This window comes from Blautia hansenii (genome assembly GCF_013304445.1).
Lineage (GTDB): Bacteria > Bacillota > Clostridia > Lachnospirales > Lachnospiraceae > Blautia.
The window spans coordinates 17,712-37,410 of record NZ_JAAITA010000001.1 but is presented as its reverse complement, the minus strand read 5'-3'; the positions used below and the strand labels follow the sequence as shown (position 1 = coordinate 37,410).

The 19,699-nt window shown below is 44.0% G+C and carries 17 protein-coding genes; 7 read left to right on the top strand and 10 right to left on the bottom strand.

All coding sequences use genetic code 11. From position 1 onward, the window contains the following. Positions 1-97 precede the first annotated feature (97 nt). From G5A70_RS00200 to G5A70_RS00185, 4 genes are read left to right on the top strand one after another with little or no spacing between them, the layout of a single operon-like run. Positions 98-856, top strand: coding sequence for an ABC transporter ATP-binding protein (locus G5A70_RS00200; RefSeq protein ID WP_173747116.1), 759 nt, complete (start codon positions 98-100; stop codon positions 854-856). After that, complete coding sequence (locus G5A70_RS00195; protein WP_173747115.1) at positions 853-1,578, top strand: ABC transporter permease; 726 nt, start codon at positions 853-855, stop codon at positions 1,576-1,578. Before G5A70_RS00200 ends, G5A70_RS00195 begins: the two co-directional genes overlap by 4 nt. After that, complete coding sequence (locus G5A70_RS00190) at positions 1,575-2,339, top strand: ABC transporter permease (RefSeq protein ID WP_173747114.1); 765 nt, start codon at positions 1,575-1,577, stop codon at positions 2,337-2,339. Before G5A70_RS00195 ends, G5A70_RS00190 begins: the two co-directional genes overlap by 4 nt. Positions 2,340-2,344: 5 nt before the next feature. After that, positions 2,345-2,530, top strand: coding sequence for a hypothetical protein (locus G5A70_RS00185; protein ID WP_173747113.1), 186 nt, complete (start codon positions 2,345-2,347; stop codon positions 2,528-2,530). 99 nt (positions 2,531-2,629) lie between these two features. On the opposite strand, the gene G5A70_RS00180 is transcribed toward G5A70_RS00185, so the two are convergent. The 6 genes from G5A70_RS00180 to G5A70_RS00155 form a co-directional block, all read right to left on the bottom strand. Then, on the bottom strand, positions 2,630-4,123 hold the full coding sequence (locus G5A70_RS00180; protein WP_173747112.1) for an IMP dehydrogenase: 1,494 nt from the start codon (positions 4,121-4,123) through the stop codon (positions 2,630-2,632). Between the two features lie 110 nt (positions 4,124-4,233). Then, the gene (gene phnX, locus G5A70_RS00175; protein ID WP_173747111.1) at positions 4,234-5,013 is read right to left on the bottom strand and encodes a phosphonoacetaldehyde hydrolase; all 780 of its coding nucleotides are present in this window, start codon (positions 5,011-5,013) and stop codon (positions 4,234-4,236) included. Position 5,014: 1 nt separating this feature from the next. Then, positions 5,015-6,106 carry a 2-aminoethylphosphonate--pyruvate transaminase gene (locus G5A70_RS00170; protein WP_173747110.1) on the bottom strand — a complete coding sequence of 364 codons (1,092 nt, stop codon included), beginning with the start codon at positions 6,104-6,106 and terminating at the stop codon, positions 5,015-5,017. 38 nt (positions 6,107-6,144) lie between these two features. Next, complete coding sequence (locus G5A70_RS00165; protein WP_173747109.1) at positions 6,145-8,766, bottom strand: ABC transporter permease subunit; 2,622 nt, start codon at positions 8,764-8,766, stop codon at positions 6,145-6,147. Between the two features lie 18 nt (positions 8,767-8,784). Further along, positions 8,785-9,564, bottom strand: a complete 780-nt coding sequence (locus G5A70_RS00160) for an ABC transporter ATP-binding protein (protein WP_173747108.1) — start codon at positions 9,562-9,564, stop codon at positions 8,785-8,787. Positions 9,565-9,743: 179 nt separating this feature from the next. Then, the gene (locus tag G5A70_RS00155; protein WP_173747107.1) at positions 9,744-10,613 is read right to left on the bottom strand and encodes a MurR/RpiR family transcriptional regulator; all 870 of its coding nucleotides are present in this window, start codon (positions 10,611-10,613) and stop codon (positions 9,744-9,746) included. Between the two features lie 286 nt (positions 10,614-10,899). On the opposite strand from G5A70_RS00155, the gene G5A70_RS00150 reads away from it, so the two are divergent. After that, a complete protein-coding gene (locus tag G5A70_RS00150) occupies positions 10,900-12,141 on the top strand; it encodes an ammonium transporter (protein ID WP_173747106.1) in 1,242 nt (413 codons plus the stop codon). Positions 12,142-12,155: 14 nt separating this feature from the next. Next, entirely contained in the window at positions 12,156-12,512 is a 357-nt protein-coding gene (locus G5A70_RS00145; RefSeq protein WP_173747105.1) for a P-II family nitrogen regulator, read from the top strand. Between the two features lie 52 nt (positions 12,513-12,564). Here G5A70_RS00145 and glgD read toward each other — a convergent pair whose 3' ends face one another. From glgD to G5A70_RS00130, 3 genes are all read right to left on the bottom strand, one after another. Further along, the gene (gene glgD / locus G5A70_RS00140) at positions 12,565-13,710 is read right to left on the bottom strand and encodes a glucose-1-phosphate adenylyltransferase subunit GlgD (protein ID WP_173747104.1); all 1,146 of its coding nucleotides are present in this window, start codon (positions 13,708-13,710) and stop codon (positions 12,565-12,567) included. After that, positions 13,704-14,912, bottom strand: coding sequence for a glucose-1-phosphate adenylyltransferase (locus tag G5A70_RS00135; RefSeq protein ID WP_173747103.1), 1,209 nt, complete (start codon positions 14,910-14,912; stop codon positions 13,704-13,706). Before G5A70_RS00135 ends, glgD begins: the two co-directional genes overlap by 7 nt. Before the next feature lie 166 nt (positions 14,913-15,078). Then, positions 15,079-16,743, bottom strand: a complete 1,665-nt coding sequence (locus tag G5A70_RS00130) for a glycoside hydrolase family 13 protein (protein WP_173747102.1) — start codon at positions 16,741-16,743, stop codon at positions 15,079-15,081. A 154-nt stretch (positions 16,744-16,897) separates the two neighbouring features. Here G5A70_RS00130 and G5A70_RS00125 point away from each other — a divergent pair, with 154 nt between their 5' ends. Then, the gene (locus G5A70_RS00125; protein ID WP_173747101.1) at positions 16,898-17,800 is read left to right on the top strand and encodes an AraC family transcriptional regulator; all 903 of its coding nucleotides are present in this window, start codon (positions 16,898-16,900) and stop codon (positions 17,798-17,800) included. A 147-nt stretch (positions 17,801-17,947) separates the two neighbouring features. Here the strand turns inward: G5A70_RS00125 and G5A70_RS00120 are convergent, their stop codons facing one another. After that, the gene (locus G5A70_RS00120) at positions 17,948-19,687 is read right to left on the bottom strand and encodes a recombinase family protein (RefSeq protein ID WP_173747100.1); all 1,740 of its coding nucleotides are present in this window, start codon (positions 19,685-19,687) and stop codon (positions 17,948-17,950) included. Positions 19,688-19,699 lie beyond the last annotated feature (12 nt).

Genomic DNA, 19,699 nt, shown 5'->3' with positions numbered 1-19,699 from the left:
ATTTAAAAATGTAAGGTAATTGTAAGGTTGCGGGAAGGTTCCCGTAAGACGGCGGGTTTATAGTAAAGACCAGAAACAGGAAAGGAGTTTTCACAATATGAATACCATAATCGAAACACACAATCTCACCAAACGATACAAAGATTTTACAGCTGTAAACAAGATAAACCTGCACATTCAGAAAGGAAGAATCTATGGCTTTCTGGGGCCAAACGGCGCCGGAAAATCCACGACCATGAAAATGTTTCTGGGACTGACCGCCCCTACCAGCGGCAGTTTTTCCGTAAACGGAAAGACGTATCCCAAAGACCGGAGGGAAATCTTGCGGGAAACCGGTTCCTTTATTGAATCCCCCGCCTACTATGGAAATCTTACAGGCGAAGAAAATCTGCAGATTATACAGCAGATTTTAAAGCTGCCCAAAAGCAGTGTCAAAGAGGTTCTGGAATTAACCGGACTTTACGAACACCGCAGACGCCCGGTATCCAAATATTCTCTGGGCATGAAACAGCGTCTGGGACTTGCGGGAGCGCTGATGGGACATCCTCCTGTGCTGATTCTGGATGAGCCAACCAATGGTCTGGATCCGGCGGGGATTCACGAAATCCGCACCCTGATTCGTTCCCTCCCGGAAAAATACAACTGCACTGTGTTGGTATCTTCTCATCTGCTTTCGGAAATAGAGCTAATGGCTGATGACATCGGTATTTTAAACCACGGCAGACTGCTCTTTGAGGGAACACTGACGGAACTGAAAACCCATGCCCACGAGCTTGGCTATCCTTCAGAAAATCTGGAAGAGGTCTTCCTGTCCATGATTGGAGAAGACAATCTGAAAAGAGGTGGACGAAAATGATACTGACTCTGGAAATGAAAAAACTGAAGCGCACAGGCTTTCTCCCCACCATTTTTCTGGGCAGTCTGTTTGCCTGCGCCTTTCCCCTGGCAAATACGGCTCTCCGGCCAGAACTCTTTGTGCAGCAGGAGCTGCCTGCCACGGAAATTCTCCTAAATGCCAACGGACAGATGCTTTCCATGGTGAATCTGCTGTTGACGGTGCTTGGCGCCTGTATTCTTTACCACACAGAATTTTCCGGCAGCGGCATTAAAAAAATGAACACCCTGCCAGTAAGCCAGGATCTGCTGTTTTTTCACAAAACCCTGCTGCTCCTTTTGGGGCTGGCCGCTGCTGTCCTACTGGAAAGCTGCTGTCTGGGATTTTGCGCCGTACACTGGTTTCCCAGCGAAGAAATGCTACCTCTTCATCTGGCGCAGCATACAGGCTATGCTTTTTTCCTGCTGGTGCCTGCTGCTCTCCTGATGATGCTGATTGCTCTTTCTTTTGAGAATATGTGGGTCACACTGGGTGTGGGTGTTATCTGTATCTTTGTATCCACCATGATTCCCACAGATACCGCCATCCTCGGGTATTTTCCCTTTGTCCTGCCCTTTTGGCGTTTCTTTGATATACAGGACAAAGAAACGCTGCTTCTTTCCCTGTGTATCTGTCTGGCAGAAATTTTGGTACTGATGTTCGTAGAAATTTTATTGCAAAAACTTCGGAGGAAATTATCATGACTTATATTCAGCTTGTTAAAACAGAACTAACCAAACTGCGCCGTTCTCATATTTTCTGGATTCTCCTGGCGCCTGTTATCCTTTTATGGATACCCAGCTTCTTAAACGCAGATATAAACTTTGAAGCAACCGGAATTTCCCCGGAAAACAACTTCTTCATCCAAAGCTACCTGGGCTTTACCTGGTTTATGTTCCCGGCTTCCCTTGTCGTCTGCACCGTACTGCTTACCCAGTCTGAGCGCACCAACAAAGGACTTCAAAAAATGCTGTCTCTTCCGGTAAACCCGCAGCTTTTCTGTCTGGCTAAGTTTACCATCCTGCTGCTTCTGGCTGCTTTTCAGCTTCTGCTCATGGGGGCTGCCTATTTTCCCACAGCCATGATTGTTTCCCATATGCAGAATTATTCCATGGTTCTGCCGGTATCTCTGGTACTGAAAGAAAGCTGTCTTTTGTACCTTTCTGCCATTCCCATGGCTGCCCTTTACTGGATGCTTGCGGTATGTATCCATACCCCGGTGTTTTCTATTGGTGCAGGACTGGCCTCCATTGTGCCTTCCATGCTGCTCATCAACACCAAAGTCTGGTTTGCTTATCCGGTATCTTATCCCATCTATACCCTGATGATACTCCGTGGTACTATGGAAAACAGTTTCCGCAGCTTTGTTATGGACCCCATCCCCTGGATTCCTGTATCCATCGGTATGACACTTGTTTTTCTCGCCGTTTCCTGTATAACCTTCGGCAGATATGAAAGGAGATAAGACCTATGAAAAGAACATGTATTTCCGTTTACCTTGTTCTTATGATAGGCGGGGCTGTATTTTCTCTTGTAGGGTATACAAAAGGAAAAGTAAGAACCGTATATATGCAGATTTGCATGGTGATAAACATGATATATGGAATTGCAGGAATTGCGCTGGCAGGGCTTATGCTGTATACCGCTTTAGGATAAGGCAAATTCCTTACCCTGCCGCACTGCTCTGCCTATTTAGACAGTTCAACAAAACCACCCTGCATTCACCCAGCAAGGTGGTTTTCTCATCTTCAATCCCTATCTCTTATCCCGCAAAAGTACATCATGCGCCCCGCCTTCTACAATACTGGTAGCGGAAACCAGTGTGATTTTTGCCTTTTCCTGCAATTCCGGTATGGTCAGCGCCCCGCAGTTGCACATGGTAGAGCGCACTTTGCTGAGCGTCAGCCCCACATTGTCCTTCAAACTTCCCGCATAGGGCACCAGCGAATCCACCCCTTCCTCAAAGGACAGCTTCTTATCTCCTCCCATATCATACCGCTGCCAGTTTCTGGCTCTTGCACTTCCCTCACCCCAGTACTCTTTCATATAGCTTCCGTTAATGTTCACCTTTTTCGTAGGACTTTCATCAAATCTGGCAAAATATCTTCCCAGCATAATGAAATCCGCCCCCATAGCCAGTGCAAGGGTAATGTGGTAATCATGGACAATACCGCCGTCCGAGCAAATCGGCACATAGATTCCCGTCTCCTTATAATATGCATCCCTGGCTTTGGCTACATCAATGAGGGCGGTAGCCTGTCCTCTTCCGATTCCCTTCTGCTCACGGGTAATACAGATAGCGCCGCCGCCGATACCTACCTTTACAAAATCTGCTCCGGCCTCTGCCAGAAAACGGAAACCTTCTCCGTCTACGACATTTCCGGCACCTACTTTTACTGTATCTCCGTAGTTTTCCCGGATATAGTCTATGGTCAGCTTCTGCCACTCCGAAAAGCCTTCGGAACTGTCAATACACAGCGCATCTGCCCCGGCTTCCAAAAGCGCCGGAACCCGTTCCCGGTAATCCCTGGTGTTAATTCCCGCACCCACCATGTACCGCTTGGAACTGTCAATCAATTCATTCTCGTTTTTCTTGTGGGTATCATAATCTTTTCGGAATACCAGATACACCAGTTCCTGATTTTTATTTACCAGAGGCAGACAGTTAATTTTATGCTCCCAGATTATGTCATTGGCCGCTTTTAAGGTGGTCTCCTCTCCTGCATATACCAGACTTTCCAGCTTTGTCATAAATTCTGACACTTTTGTATCCGGCGACATTCTGCTGATACGGTAGTCCTTATTCGTTACAATCCCCAGCAGCTTTCCGTTTGCCTGACCGTTTTCTGTAACCGCTACAGTAGAATGTCCGGTTTTCTCTGTAATATCCAACACGTTCTGCAGCGTCATTTCCGGAGATACATTGGAGTCACTCACCACAAAACCGGCCCGGTAGCGTTTCACTTTCCGAATCATCTCTGCCTGCTTTTCTATGGGCTGGGAACCATAGATAAAGGACATACCGCCCTCCTGGGCCAATGCAATAGCCAGATTATCATCCGAAACAGACTGCATAATGGCAGATACCATAGGAATGTTAACGGACAATGCCGGTTCTTCCCCTTTTTTAAACTTTATCAGAGGTGTTTTCAGGCTTACCTTTGACGGAATGCAGGCTGATGAAGAGTATCCCGGTACCAGAAGATACTCGCTAAAGGTTCTTGACGGTTCTTCATAATAAAATGCCATAGTTCTTCCTCCTTGGCTTCTCACTGTAAATTTTCTTTATTTTACCACAAAATGCACAAAAAGAAAAACAGGAAAAAGAACTTTTCTGTTAAATATTCTTTCAACGACTCTTATGACAGACGCGTAATCAATTCCGGCAGTTCTGCCAGATTGCGAATCACATAATCTGCCCCGGCCTCCCGATAGATTCTTTCCACTTTCGCACACTGCATAATCTTCTCTTCTTTGGAAAATTTTTCGTATTCTTCTTCTGTCAGACCCATCTCTGAACTGCCTTCCAGAACACCTACAGAAAGCACGCCGGCATGTTTTCCCTCTTTGATATCGGATACCGTATCTCCCACCTTCACGACACCTGCCGCAGAACTGCACTTTAACACTTCCATATTTTTAAATATCATAAAGGGATATGGACGTCCCGCATGCCCCACAGAGTCCGGGCTGAACCAGGCATCCGGTTCATATCCCGCATTTTTCGCTTCTCTTGTGACAATTTCCATCATCTTATCCGTGTATCCGGTGGTCGAACCGATTTTCACTCCCATTTCCCGAAGTTTTTTCACCGTTTCCAGCACATATGGCTTGGGTTCTGCAAATTGGTCCAGAATCCCCAGAAGTTTTTCCTCAAAAAGTCCATAAAGGCTGTCAATGTCTTCTTCTGTCACTTCATGCCCGTATTTTTCCAACCAAAGCCTGTGAATTCGTTCCATGGAAAGCATGGTTTTAATGTGATCTCTTTTCAGCATTCCCATGGGTTTCCGCACTTCCTCCATAGTCGGTTCAATACCGAAGTGTTTAAAGACTTCCACAAAAGCCTGCACCGGTGCAAAACATCCAAAGTCTACCGTAGTTCCTGCCCAGTCAAAAATTACCGCTTCTATTTTTCCCATTTTATCTGCCCTCCAGAAAGTCTTTCATAATGCTGCATACTTTTTCAATATCCTCTTCGTAAATTTCCCCGATATTTCCAATGCGGAAAGTATCTGCCTCTGTGACCTTTCCCGGATAAATAGCATAACCTCTCTCTTTGATATACTCGTACATCTCCTGAAAAGCAAAAGCGTGATTCTTCGGATACAAAAAAGTAGTAATAATCGGTCCCTGATGTTCGTCTTCAATATAAGTTTCCATGCCCATTTCTTTCATGCGCTGAATCAGCAGCCGGTTGTTGTCAGAATACCGTTTGCTTCTGGCTGCGATTCCACCCTCTTCCAGAATTTCATCTAAGGCTTTTGAGAAAGCCAGCACCACATGGGTAGGGGAGGTAAATCTCCACTTTCCATCCTTATTCATAGTTTTCCACTGATCATACAAATCCAGAGAAAGACTTCTGGCTTTGCCCTCACTTTCTATTAACTTCTGCTTGCGGGCAATGATAAAGGAGAATCCCGGTACGCCCTGAATACACTTGTTGGCGCTGCTCACCAGAAAATCAATGCCCCAGTCTTGAACCGGAATATCCACACCGCCAAAACTGCTCATGGCATCTACAATAAACGTACGTCCCTTTTCTTTCACAACCTTTCCCACTGCTTCAATATCGTTCAGAATCCCGGAGGTCGTTTCACTGTGTACCATGGAAACATGGGTAATATCCGGGTCTTTTTCCAGAATTTCCGCTATTTTTGCAGCGCTTGGAATCTTATTATATACCTCGCGGTACATCACATAGGAAATCTGAGCATGCTCAGCGATATCTTCCATACGCTCTCCATAGGCGCCATTTGCCACAATCAGCAGTTTCTCCTGCTCACCCATAACACTGGTAAGCACAGACTCCACACCAAAAGTTCCGCTTCCCTGCATCAATACCACGGTGTAGTCCTCATCTGTCACATGAGCCAGCTCCAGAAGCTGTCTTCTGATTTTCAGGGTAATGGCTTTATAATCATCATCCCAGGTACAATGGTCAAACATCATTTCTTTTCTCACAGTTTCTGTGGTGGTCAGCGGTCCCGGTGTTAATAATTTATAATTTTTCATGATTCTTTTTCTCCTTTTATCTCTTTCTATATCCTTTTTTATTTACATCTTTCTGATAATTTCTGATGTTGTTCCAACAGGTCCACAGTCAATGGCTCCGGAAATACTTTCGGGTAGGCCGATTGATTTGCGGCGTCCTCAACTTCTCCCTCATATACGGCAAGGGGATAGGTTTTCTGCAGTTTAGTTCTGCCTTTTTCGATTATGCACTGTGCCATTTCCATAGCCAGTTTCTTTCTCGGTGTTTCTCTGTCCAAAACAGCCACCGATTCCGTGAGAGAAAAGTTTCCCTCTTGCGGGTCTACATAGTCCACCGGCAGCCCTTCTTCCTTGTCTGCCACAGCCTGATGACGCAGGCCAAATCCCACCGCCACTTCTCCTGCCCGGACTTTCTTAAGGGGGCCGGAACCGGAATCTTCTATGTGCGGTCCTGCATTTTCGTAAATTTTTGTCAGCACTTCTTCGGCGCCGTCTTCTCCATAGGCATCTACCAAAGCCTGTACCATAAGCCAGGCCGTAGAAGAGGAGGATAAATCGGTTACAGAAATCATATCCCGGTACACAGGGTCTGCTAAATCTTTCAGAGAGTTTGGCATGGGAAGACCTGCCTCCAGCAGCACCCGGGTATTGATAAGAATAGCGCCCTCCTGGGCGGTAATGGGCTGACACCAGGCAGAAACGTCCGACAATGTCTGTTTCCCAAAATCCAGATCAGAAAACATAGGGTGCTGTTCCTGGGCGCTGTCAATGTAAAAGGTACTCATGGTAATCATATCTGCTTCCATATTTTCTCCTTCTGCCAGCAGTTTTCCTCCCAGTTCGGAAGTACCAAAAGACTGCAGAATGTATTTTCCCTGATATCCGTTTTCGTCCAGGGTATTTTTCATAGCCGTAACGGCCTCATCATCCGCATTGGAATAAATCACAACCAGGTCGCTGTTTCTGCCCCCGCTTACCAAAGATACTCCGGAAAATACCAGCACCAGGGCCAGTCCTGCTGCTGCCGCTCTTCTGGCAATGCGGACTCCTGCTTTATCCGTCTTCCGCTCCCGTCTGGCCAGATGTTGGAATATAAGCTTGCACACCAGATTGGTAGCCAGCAGCAATATGGACAATACAAAAATTTCATTGTATTTGTTATAATACTGCAGCTGCTTGATTTTCGTGGTAATCACCATGGTTCTGGCCCCTGCCAGGAAAATCACAGCACTGATGGTTACCATTGCATTGATAAAATAATAGCTGAACACCTCAATAATGGTGGAAAGAGCATTGGGCGTCACAATCCGCACAATGGTTTTCAGCCAGTTGTCTCCCATAAGCATGGCAGTAGTTTCCCAGGAGGCATTCATCTTTGCCAGGGATTCCTTCATCATAAGATACGGAGTTGAAAAAAAGTGAATCACATTGCACAGTACCAGAATCGCAAAAGTGCTCTGCAGTCCGGTTCCCGAAAAGGCAAAGAGAAAGGCAAGACCAAGCACCATTCCCGGAATGGTATTCGTCACCAGCGCAATTCCCTCAATGACATTTTTCAGCGCCCTGGACACCTTGCTTCTGGCTGTCACCAGAGCACTTCCATATGCAGTCAGCGTTCCAAACACTGCGGTAAAAAAAGCGGTGTAAAGAGAATTCAGATACACGTTCAAAAGTTCAGAATCTCCAAACACATTTTTTACATTCTCCAGAGTAAATCCCAATTCATAAGGCCACTGCTTTACAAAAGGCACTACAAAAATAACGAGGAAAATCATCAAAACCCCCAGACAGATAAAACTGCCCAGACCTGTGCAAACGATATCTCTGCCCCTGTTTTTCCGGATTTCAATATTGGAAATCTTGTTGTAGCGCACATTATATTTCTCCAGGTAATGAAGAAGGGCAATGCTGACAACAGAAGGAATGAGCATTACCACTGCAACCACTGCGCCGTTATGAAAATTGGGTACACTTCCCAACATCCGGTCATAAAGTACGCCGGCCAGCACCTCAAATTCCCCTCCTACAGCCGCAGGAATACCAAAATCCGTAAAGCTTAAGAAAAAAGACTGTACAAAAGAGGCTGCCAGCGTTCCCAACAGAGGCCGGATAATGGTTATCCAGAATGTAGACAGGGCATTATCCCCCATAACTCTGGAAACTACCATATATTTCTTGTCAATATAGGACATGGCATTATACAGCAGCATAAAGGACACAGGCAGAGTGTAAATCACATACCCCAGAAGAAGACCATTCATGCCGTAAATCTGGAAAAGCTGTTTTCCAAAAATTTTTGTCAAAAGCCCTTCTTTTCCAAAGGAATACAAAATCGCAAAACCATAAGTAATGGTGGGCAGCAGCATAGGAAGTACCGCTGCTGCACGGAGAAACTTTTTCAGCTTTTTTGGCACATTGGTATAGTGAATGGTATAGGCCAGCAAAAAAGCAATGGCCGTGGTACAAAGAGCTGCCAGAGAGGCCACCAGAAAACTGTTCCCCAGGGCTGTCAGAAATCCCTTTGAGCCAAATACTTCTCTGTAAAAGGCAGTGGTAACTCCGGAATCTCCCAGAAAAGATTTTCCCAGAAGCCGGAAAACGGGAAGCACCAGGAAGGCCCCGAAAAGCAGTATTACCGCTGCAAATATCAGTTTAATCTCTCGGTCTTTTGTTTTCTTCATCTCTGTCTTTCCCCTGACCTAACATGCTACGCTGGTCTTATCGGAGGAAAGTTCCCGGTATCCGAACAGACTGTAAATGTTGTTTCTCTTGATTTCCAGCTGATTGAGAATAAACTGTCGGATAAAATCGTCTTTTGGATTGTGTACAATCTCATCCGGCGTTCCGAACTGGGCAATTCCTCCCTTGTTTAAAATCAGCACTTTATCGGAAATTGTCAGTGCTTCCTCCGGGTCATGCGTAACAATAATGGTAGTCAGCTGATACTCTCTTGCAATTTTCTTAATCCGTTCTTTAATGGATTCTTTAATCACACCGTCCAGTGCACTTAAAGGCTCGTCTAAAAGCAGAATTTTCGGTTTCATAACCATGGTTCTGGCCAGTGCCACTCTCTGCTTCTGACCGCCGGAAAGCTGCTCGATTTTCTTTGTCAGATGTTCTCTTAACCCCAGCAGGTCAATAAGTTCCTCCACTTCCTGTCTGGTGGAAATATCCGGCTTATTCCGCAGCCCATAAGTAATGTTCCTGTACACATTCAGATTTGGAAAAAGGGCATAATCCTGAAAGACAATGTTAAATCCTCTTTTTTCCATAGGTACTCTGGTAATGTCTTCTCCCTGAAAGAGCATTGTTCCACTGTCCGGTTCCGTAATTCCCAGAATCATATTTAAAAGAGTGGTTTTTCCGCAGCCGGAAGGTCCCAAAATAGAAACAATTTCTCCTTTTTCAATACTCAGATTCATATCATTTAAAATTGTCACACCATCGTAAGATTTCTTAATGTTCACTAATTCTAACATACTACTTTTTTCCTTTCCGCTACTGTCTGCGCTCTGTTTTAAAACTCACCGCCATTATAAACATGTTGTTCTGACAAAAACTATCAAGAAAAAGTCAAAGTTTTGTAAAGAAAAGATAAAATCAGGACAGAAAAAACGGAAAAACTCTGTAGAAATTCTACAAAATTTTTCCGTCTTATTTATCTGTAGGCCCGATCACTTATCTTCTTACTGTTTTTATCCAGAAGTCCTGCGAATCTTGTATAATCACTGACCAGAATTCCCATATACAGCATATCCACCACAGCCAGCTGTGTCGTCCTGGAAAAAATGGCGTCTCCGTAAAAAAACTGCTTCTGACTGGAGCAAAGCACATAGTCTGCATATTTGCTTAAAGGAGAGTCCCGGAAATTGGTCAGGGCAATGGTAACTGCCCCCTGCTTTTTTGCTGCTTTTAACGTATCTACGGTATCTCTGGAACTGCCGCTGTAAGAAATCCCCACCGCTGCGTCTGTAGGTTTTAAATTTTCTGCACTGATACGCTGCAGATAAGTATCTGTGAAACACCTGCAGTTCAATCCCAGATATGTCAGCTTGGTACACAAATCACTGCATACTGTATGAGAGTTTTCCACACCGTACACCTCGATTTTTTCTGCCTGAAGCAGACTATCCACTGCTTTTTCATAAGCGTCTGCGGACAAAGATTTCAGATTTTCCTCCAACATGGCGATTACGGCAGCTGTAATTCCGGCCGGGATATTTCTCCTTTCCTCTTCCCTTGCCACCTCATATCCGTACATGGCATGAGGAATCGTACTCCCTCTGCCTGCCGGGCTTTGTGCCAGCAGACAGTGCTGAAATTCCTTATACCCTTTAAACCCCAATGCCTTTGCAAAGCGCACTACTGTAGGCTGACTAACCCCTGCCTTTTGAGCCAGGCAGGACAAGCCCATTCCTGCTGCCGCCTCCGGATTTTCCAATATATAATCTGCAGCCTTCTTCTCTGATGCCCGCAGGGACGCATAGTTTGCTTCTATTAAAAAACTCATGGATTCTTTTTGGTACACGTTCTTTCCTCCCTGTAGAAATTCTACATTTTTTTGACTATAAAAAAATTTTTTTCTGTTTTTCTCTTTTTTCTATTGTACACGAAATCACCCTTTTGCTATGTTAAATCTTGGTAAAATCCATTCTTTTCTGCTGTTTTCACGCAGATTTCCTTTCTTATCTCGCTTTATCTCTTTAAAAAAGCAGTTGACAGACGTGTTTTTCTGTGTATACTATAATGTCATAAAGCAAGGGCGCTTTGGAGAAATCCAGAGCGCCCCATTTTTATTTGAGGAGGAATGTATTATGAACACAGGTGACACAGGTTTTATGATTCTATCCGCTGCATTGGTCTTCTTTATGACACCGGGTCTTGCCTTTTTCTACGGCGGACTGGTCCGAAGGAAAAATGTGTGCAGTACCATGATGGCTTGTACTTCTATTATGGGACTTTCTGTTGTGATGTGGGTGCTCTTTGGATATTCGCTTTCCTTTGGCGGAAACCATTTGGGTATTATCGGAGATTTCCGCTGGCTGGCTTTCCGCCATGTGGGAATGGACGCCGGACCATATGCAGACACCATTCCCCATTTGGTCTTTGCTGCTTTTCAAATGATGTTTGCCATGATTACCCCTGCCTTAATCACAGGTTCTCTGGTCGGGCGCATGAAATTTAAAGCACTGTTTTTCTTTATGGCTTTCTGGTCTGTGCTGGTATACTATCCCCTGGCTCATATGGTCTGGGGCAGTGGAGGAATTTTGGCAAAGCTTGGCTCTGTAGACTTTGCAGGAGGCAATGTGGTACATATCAGTTCCGGAGTCAGCGCCCTTGTACTCTCCATTCTCCTTGGCAGGCGCCGCGGATACGAACACACCACTTACCGGGTACACAATGTGCCCTTTGTCCTTCTGGGCGCTTCTATTCTCTGGTTCGGCTGGTTTGGGTTCAATGCCGGAAGCGCGCTGGGAGCCAATGGTCTTGCCGCACATGCATTTATGACTTCGGCCCTGTCATCTGCCTGCGCCATGCTGACCTGGATGCTTATAGAAGTGATTCGAGAAAGAAAGCCTACACTGGTAGGCGCTTCTACAGGTCTGGTTATCGGGTTGGTTGCCATTACTCCAGGCGCCGGCTTTGTTCCCATCTGGTCTGCCTTTCTCATTGGCGGTTTGGTCAGCCCCATCTGTTACTTTGGCGTAGCTCTGGTAAAGAAAAAACTGAAAATTGACGATGCTTTGGATGCCTTTGGATGCCACGGTATCGGCGGTATCTGGGGCGGCCTTGCCACTGGTTTGTTCGGCCAGAGTTCCATTAACAGCACAGCCCAATGGGACGGCTTGTTTTTCGGTGATACCAGACTCTTTCTGGCACAACTTGCAGGTATTTTCATTACGATTATCATTGCAGTTATTGGCACACTTGTCTGTGCGGGAATCATAAGAATCTTTACGGAACTTCGCGTTTCTGTACGGGACGAACAGCTTGGGCTTGATATTTCCCAGCATGGAGAAAGTGCATATCCGACCTTTACAGGTCTTGACCAATAAGGAGGAGGAAACGTATGTTAATAAAAGTAGAAGCCATTATACGGGAAGAACAGTTTGAAGACGTGAAACAGGCGTTGCAGGAAATCGGAGTCAACGGCATGACTGTTTCCCAGGTTATGGGCTGCGGGGCTCAGTGGGGTTACACCCAATATGTCCGCGGCATGGAAGTGGATATTCAGATGGTACCTAAAATCAAATTTGAAATTGTGGTATCTTCTGAAGAATGGGAAACAAAAACCATACAAGCCATACAAAAAGCTGCCTTCACCGGGCAGGTGGGCGATGGAAAGATTTTCAGCTACGAAATCCGCATGGCACAGAAAATCCGAACCAAAGAAACCGGGTATGACGCTCTGCAGTCTGACAATTAAAAAAATGCCCCATGAAAGATTTTTTCTTCTTTCATGGGGCCGCTTTTTATTTTCAGACTACCTGATGCTTGGCAATATAAACCGGGAAGGTCTCTGCCCCCCGCACTTCTTTTCCTGCAGTAAGTTTCACATTTTTATCGGAAATCACATACTCTGCTTTCACACCATCTTCTACAACCGTATCCTGCATGAGCACACAGTTTTTCACCACAGCGCCTTTTCCAATTCTGACTCCTCTAAAGAGGATGCTGTTTTCTACTTCCCCTTCAATCACACAGCCGTCTGCCGCCATTATATTGCTGGCCTTGGAGCCATTGATGTAACGGGTTGGATTGTCGTCACGAATCTTGGTGTAAATCGGGTCTCCTGCAAAAAGACCATCCAGATTTTTCTCATCCAGCAGCTTCATATTTTCCCGGAAATAACTCTGCATATCGCAAATACGCGCTTTATAGCCGCAAAATTCATAGGCCTGCACATGCATTTTATCCAGATGCTGGGCCAAAATATCCCGCTCAAAGTAAGAGTATCCTCTGGCAAAAGCAATTTCAAAAAGTTTCACCAGAAATTCTCTTTCCATAATATAGATATTCATAGCCAGTTTTTGTACCCCGGGCTCTTTGGAATTAATATGGATTTTTCTTACTCTTCCGTCTGCGTCTACATTTAAGGTGTAATACATACCGTCTGTAGCTATACGGGGTTTTAAAAATCCCTGGGGAATTTCTTCCTCTGCGTAAACCATGGTGATGTCTGCATGATTGTCTGCGTGCTCGTCCATCAGGGCTTTAAAGTCAAAGTTCACTGCAATATTGCTATCCGACATAACCACATATTTTTCTTTCTGTCTTCTGAGATAATCCAGAAGATTAGCTATAGCCTCCACACGTCCGGTATAAAGCTTCACACCGTTTTCTGCAAAAGGAGGAACAATATTCAAACCGCCGTTTTTCCTGGTCAAATCCCATTCTCTTCCGGACCCCAGATGATCCATGAGAGAAAGATAATTCTGACGGACCGCAATGGAAATATTGCCGATACCGCTGTTTACCATACTTGACAAAATAAAGTCCACCATCCGATAACGTCCTGCAAAAGGAATGGAGGCCATCAGTCTTTTCCCGACCAGTTCGGGAACCAGTGTATCATAACTGTTTGGGAAAATGATTCCCAAAGCATCTGCATTTGAATTTACCATTGTTCTTCACCGTCCTTTACGTCATGCTCGACCATGGCACATGGCCCGATTTTGGCATTGTTTCCAATGTGGATGCCGGGGCCTACGGTAGCAACGCCCTTCTCTTTTTCTGAAGGCATGCCTCCTACCACTGCTTTTTCCCCTATCACTGCTTTTTCTGCAACAATACAATGTTTTACAACCGCACCGGCTTGAATTACCGTACCGCCCATAACCACGGCGTCTTCTACCACAGCGCCCTCTTCCACGCGCACGCCTGCAAACAGAACGGAGTGTTTTACATGACCTTTGATACGGCAGCCGTCTGTAATCATAGAATTTTCCACTACAGCCTCTGCACTGATACGGTGTCCGGTCATACCGCTGTTGCGGCTGTAGATTTTCCAGTCATCGTCAAATAAGTTGATGCCGCTGTGCTCCGGGTCCAGTACCTCCATATTGGCTTCCCAAAGTGAAGAAATGGTACCTACATCTTTCCAGTAACCGTCAAAATGATAGGCATACATTTTTCTTTTGTCGCGAAGCAGATTGGGAATAATGTTGTTTCCAAAGTCATTTTCGGAGTCCGGATCTGCCTTGTCTTCTTCCAGATATTTTCTCAAAATGTCCCAATTAAAGATATAAATCCCCATAGAAGCCAGATTAGACTTGGGATTTTTGGGTTTTTCCTGGAATTCTGTAATTCGGTCATCTTCATCTGCAACCATTAAACCGAAACGGGAGGCATCTTCCCACGGCACTTCCATAACAGCCACACTGAACTCAGCCCCTTTTTCTTTATGGAATCTGAGGAAGTCGCTGTAATCCTGTTTGCAAATCTGGTCTCCGGATAAAATAATGACGTACTGCGGGTCGTATCTCTCAATAAAAGATAAATTCTGGTAAATCGCATTTGCGGTTCCCTTATACCAGTCTGAACCGGACGCCTGCTGATACGGCGGCAGTACATGAACGCCTCCGTGAAGCCGGTCCAAATCCCACGGCTGGCCGTTTCCGATATATTCGTTCAATACCAAAGGCTGGTACTGGGTCAGAATTCCTACAGTATCAATCCCTGAATTAATACAGTTGGACAGCGGAAAGTCAATAATTCTGTATTTTCCGCCAAAAGGAACTGCCGGTTTTGCCAGCTTCTTTGTCAGTGCATACAAACGTGAACCCTGACCGCCTGCCAGCAGCATTGCAATCATTTCTTTTGCCATTTTAATTCCCCCTAGTATGTATTCGATGTCTCAATTATACCACACTTTTACCAATATCAATGTAAAATTTTGCATTTTTTTGTCAACTTTTAGCAAAAAAACTGCTGCCCAGATGGTGTTTTCCCTTGGGGCAGCAGTTTTTTCTGCATGTTCGTGTTGAATTGTTCTATTTTTCAAAAAGAATCGCTCTGGCTTCATAAGGTTTTAACATACCGTCCTTATGATACTCGTAATTGGAAATCAGTTCTTTTCCTTCCTCTGCTCTGTCGAACAAATCACAGGAAACTTCCTCTCCGCTGAAGTTACATGCCACAACCAGACGCTGGCTGCCCAGATTTCTGGCATAAGCATAAATATTTTCATCCTCTTCCAAAAGACCTTCGAAAATACCGTCAATAATAATCTCATAATTTTTACGCAGTTTTATCAGCTTCTGGTAATAGTAGTAAATGCTGTTTTTGTCCTCCACAGCTGCTTCTGCATTAATCTGCAGATAGTTTGGATTTACCCTAATCCATGGCTCCCCTGTGGTAAAACCTGCATGAGCGCTGGTATTCCACTGCATGGGAGTTCTGGCATTATCACGGCTGACTGCTTTTAATGCACTCATCATTTCTTCCGGATTCATCAGACCGTTTTCTGTAAATTCTTTATAGGTATTGATACTTTCAATATCCCGGTAATCTTCCATCTTGTCAAAGTAAGCATTGGTCATGCCGATTTCCTCACCCTGGTAAATGTAAGGTGTTCCTTTCAGCATGTGCAGACAGGTTGCCAGCATCTTGGCGGAAAGCTCTCTGTACATGGGGCCGTCGTTTCCGAAACGGGATACGGCTCTTGGCTGGTCATGGTTGTCCCAATACAGGCTGTTCCATGCTTTTCCTTCCAGCTGGGTCTGCCATTTATTTAAAATACTTCTCAGTCTTTTCAATTCAAATCTCTTGTCTGTCCATTTTCCGTGCTCAGCGGTTGGAGCGTCTACGTGCTCAAACTGGAAAACCATATTCAGCTCACTGCCGTCCAGGTTGGCATATTTTTTCGCTTCCTCTACGGTTACGCCTGCCGCCTCACCGACTGTAATCAAATCAAATTTGGACAATACCTTTTGATTCATTTCCTGCAGGTATTCATGGACACGAGGACCATTGCACACATAGGGGCTGTTATCTCCGTACAGACCATTATGTACAATACCGTCCGGGTATGCAGGGTCTTTGGAAATCATACTGATAACATCCATGCGGAAGCCATCCACTCCTTTCTCGCACCACCAGGTCATCATGTCAAAAACTTCCTTGCGCACCTTCTCATTTTCCCAGTTCAAATCCGGCTGTTTTTTGGAGAAACAGTGCAGATAATACATCTCTGTTTCCTCATCGTATTCCCAGGCAGAACCGCCGAAGCAAGCTCCCCAGTTGTTGGGTTCTTTACCGTCTTTCGGGTCTTTCCAGATATAGTAATCCCGGTAAGGATTGTCCTTTGACTTGCGGCTTTCCACAAACCAGCGATGCTCATCGGAAGTGTGGTTTACAACCAAATCCATTACCAGCTTCAGGCCTCTTTTATGCATTTCCTCCAGCATACGGTCAAAGTCTTCCATGGTTCCGAATTCCTGCATAATTGCCTGATAATCCGAAATATCGTATCCATTGTCATCATTGGGGGACTGGTATACCGGAGAGAGCCAGATGACATCGACTCCCAGATCTTTTAAATAATCCAGATGTGCGGTAATTCCGTTAATATCTCCAATTCCGTCCCCGTTGCTGTCTGCAAAACTTCTGGGGTAAATCTGATAAATAACACTTTTTTTCCACCATGCTTTTTCCACGTTTATTTCCTCTTTCCTCTGCGTTTTCTTATTTGTTACCTATAGTATACGAAAAGGCTTTTCCTTCTTCTTGCAATATGTTATTCTATATTTGTACTATATTCACTTTTTATTGTAAATTATATGGGTTTTTCAAGGAGAATCAGAACTGATTATGAATAAAATTAACTTTCGGGAAGAGGAACGCCACGGCACCCCCTATTTTCCCTTCCAGGCTTTTTCCCAAAAAGACACCTGCGGACAGTATTTTGCTCCCTATCACTGGCATGATGAAGTAGAATTTCTCTATGTGACAGAAGGAAGTCTGCTTCTCCACACAGAAACCGATACCCATCCGTTGAAAGCCGGCCATGTATACTTTATCAATCCCGGCACCGTACACGGCATTTTTGGGGACAGTCCGATTTCCCACCACTATGCACTTTTGTTCCCTCTGGAATTTTTAAGCTTTGCCAGATACGACATTTGTCAGAATGAATTTTTATCCCCCGTTCTTTCCGGCAAGCTGCAGTTTCCTCTGGGCGACAAACTTCCTGCCTCCTGCACATCTGCTCTCGGACAATATATGGAGAAAGCCGCTCTTGCTTCCTGGGACACGGACTCTCTCTCCGGGCCTTTATCTGTAAAAATTGCCCTGCTTCAAATATTGGAAACGCTGTTTTCTTATGAGGCTTTTCTGGCAAAATCCCCTGCTGCCTACGAGCAGGAAGATTTTGTCCGCTACTCCCTGAAACCTGTTTTTTCCTATATAGAGGGTCATTACATGGAAAAAATCACTCTGGAGCAGCTTTCTCTTCTCTTACATATGAATAAAAATTATTTCTGCAAATTTTTTAAAGAAAAGGTGGGCAAAACGCCCTTTTCCTATTTGAATGAGTACCGCATCAACCAGGCGGCTGCCCTGCTTTTAAAGAGCAGCCTGCCGGTTACAGAAATTGCCTTAAACACTGGGTTTGAAAATATCAGCTACTTTATCCGGCAGTTTAAACATTACCGGGGCTGTACTCCCTCTGCTTTCCGCAGCATGAAAACGCCGAAGGCTATGCCTATCTTATAGGGAACACTTTTCCAATACTTTTGTGATCTGGTCACAGAAAAAAGCAGTGCTAAAAGAAGTGATTGAGCCTGTGATTACCCAGATTCCTCTCCGCAGGCTGGGACAGCCTGTAAAACCACCTATTTCCTCACTAATTTACAGATAGTCTCACAGTGTGTTGTCACTATTATAGGAACACACATCCTTTACCTCGTCTACGATATGGGAACACATTTCTTTCGCTGTTTCTACTGCTTTTGATTTCTTCCCGAATCGTTCCTTTGCATTTCCAATTTCATTTCTGAATCCTGTTTTATATATGAAAATAATTCTATAGGGATCTTTCTCTCCATTTTCATCGTAACCACCGACAATAACTTTCTCGATGATACTTTCAAATATTCCTCTGTCAAATTCTTCTAAAACTTGATTTTTTGACAATGCTTTCTTAAAGTCCACAAGTCTTCTTTGTAAACTGCTTTCATCGTCATATTGCTGTTCCAGCATACTTAGTTGTGCATTTATTTCAGACAATTTCTTTTCATATCCCATGTCTGTTTCTTCATAAATGTCTTTAGCCACAACGCCTTCTAAATAGTTCTCCAGCAGTATCTTTCTCTTATATTTAATATTATAAATACTTTTATTTAGCTTTTCAATTTTATCTTCAACTGAATTTTCAGATAATGCCTTTTCAACTCTTTTAATGAATTCTTCTAATACATCTTTATGGTCTGTGCATAACATTCGATAGGATTCAATAAAAGCATCCTCTATAACTTGTTCCGGTATTCCTTTACTATCCGGACAAAATCTTTTTCCATGTTTTGTTGATTGTACGCATTGCCAAATAGTCTTTTTATACTTTGAACTGCTATGCCACCTTCGTCGTGATAAACTTGCTCCACAAAATCCACATTCCAGCATACAGCTAAAAGCATATTGTCTACTGAATTTTTCTCTCTTTCCAGGTGTTACTCCTTTTTTGCGTCCTCCGTTTCGACGTTCTCGTATTTCTTGGGCTCTTGCAAATGTTTCTTCTGATATAATCGGTTCGTGGTGATTTTTTATGTAAAATCGATCTTCTTCTCCCAAATTATCCAATCTTCTCTTAGATATTGGATCTACGGTAAAAGTCTTTCCTAATAAAATATCACCTTTGTATTTTTCATTGTTAATAATTCCCATTACACTAGAAGATGTCCAAGGATTTCCTTTAATAGTTGAAATTCCCTGTTCATTTAATTCTCTCGCAATCATAGTACTTCCAGCTCCGGCTACATATCTTTCAAATATGTAACGTACTGTTTCTGCACCTTCTTCATTGATAGAAAGAGATTTAGTTACTACATCATAATCATACCCTAAACAGCCCTGAAATCCAACAAGTTCTCCTCGCCTCATTTTCATTTTCAAACCTTTTTTTACATAGGCTGATGTATTTTCCACTTCCTGCTGTGCAACAGAACTTAAAATAGTCAACAAGAATTCCCCATCTTTTAGTGTATTGATTTTTTCAACCTCAAAATATACCGCTATATTCCTTTCACGCAACAACCTTACATATTTTAATGTATCTAACGTATTTCTTGCAAATCGAGGAATACTTTTTGCAATTACCATATCAATATTTCCAGCAAGACATTCCTGTATCAATAATTGAAATTCTTCTCTTTTGTCAGTTTTCGTACCTGTGATAGCCTTATCTGCAAAAACTCCTGCAAAAACCCACTGCTTATTACTCTTTATTAAGTCAGTATAATATCTAACCATCGAATTATAGCTTTTAATCTGATCTTCATCATCGGTACTCACACGACAATATGCGGAAACTCTCAGTCTATCAATCTTTCTTACAGAAGAAGTCTTCTCATCAGATCCTTTTGCTTTAATAATTTCAACTTCCATTTTACCGCCCTT

Bases quoted from the DNA above. Each gene is read 5' to 3' on its own strand.
- G5A70_RS00200 (WP_173747116.1), top strand. From the start codon at position 98: ATGAATACCATAATCGAAACACACAATCTCACCAAACGATACAAAGAT.
- G5A70_RS00195 (WP_173747115.1), top strand. From the start codon at position 853: ATGATACTGACTCTGGAAATGAAAAAACTGAAGCGCACAGGCTTTCTC.
- G5A70_RS00190 (WP_173747114.1), top strand. From the start codon at position 1,575: ATGACTTATATTCAGCTTGTTAAAACAGAACTAACCAAACTGCGCCGT.
- G5A70_RS00185 (WP_173747113.1), top strand. From the start codon at position 2,345: ATGAAAAGAACATGTATTTCCGTTTACCTTGTTCTTATGATAGGCGGG.
- G5A70_RS00180 (WP_173747112.1), bottom strand. From the start codon at position 4,123: ATGGCATTTTATTATGAAGAACCGTCAAGAACCTTTAGCGAGTATCTT.
- phnX (WP_173747111.1), bottom strand. From the start codon at position 5,013: ATGGGAAAAATAGAAGCGGTAATTTTTGACTGGGCAGGAACTACGGTA.
- G5A70_RS00170 (WP_173747110.1), bottom strand. From the start codon at position 6,106: ATGAAAAATTATAAATTATTAACACCGGGACCGCTGACCACCACAGAA.
- G5A70_RS00165 (WP_173747109.1), bottom strand. From the start codon at position 8,766: ATGAAGAAAACAAAAGACCGAGAGATTAAACTGATATTTGCAGCGGTA.
- G5A70_RS00160 (WP_173747108.1), bottom strand. From the start codon at position 9,564: ATGTTAGAATTAGTGAACATTAAGAAATCTTACGATGGTGTGACAATT.
- G5A70_RS00150 (WP_173747106.1), top strand. From the start codon at position 10,900: ATGAACACAGGTGACACAGGTTTTATGATTCTATCCGCTGCATTGGTC.
- G5A70_RS00145 (WP_173747105.1), top strand. From the start codon at position 12,156: ATGTTAATAAAAGTAGAAGCCATTATACGGGAAGAACAGTTTGAAGAC.
- glgD (WP_173747104.1), bottom strand. From the start codon at position 13,710: ATGGTAAATTCAAATGCAGATGCTTTGGGAATCATTTTCCCAAACAGT.
- G5A70_RS00135 (WP_173747103.1), bottom strand. From the start codon at position 14,912: ATGGCAAAAGAAATGATTGCAATGCTGCTGGCAGGCGGTCAGGGTTCA.
- G5A70_RS00125 (WP_173747101.1), top strand. From the start codon at position 16,898: ATGAATAAAATTAACTTTCGGGAAGAGGAACGCCACGGCACCCCCTAT.
- G5A70_RS00120 (WP_173747100.1), bottom strand. From the start codon at position 19,687: ATGGAAGTTGAAATTATTAAAGCAAAAGGATCTGATGAGAAGACTTCT.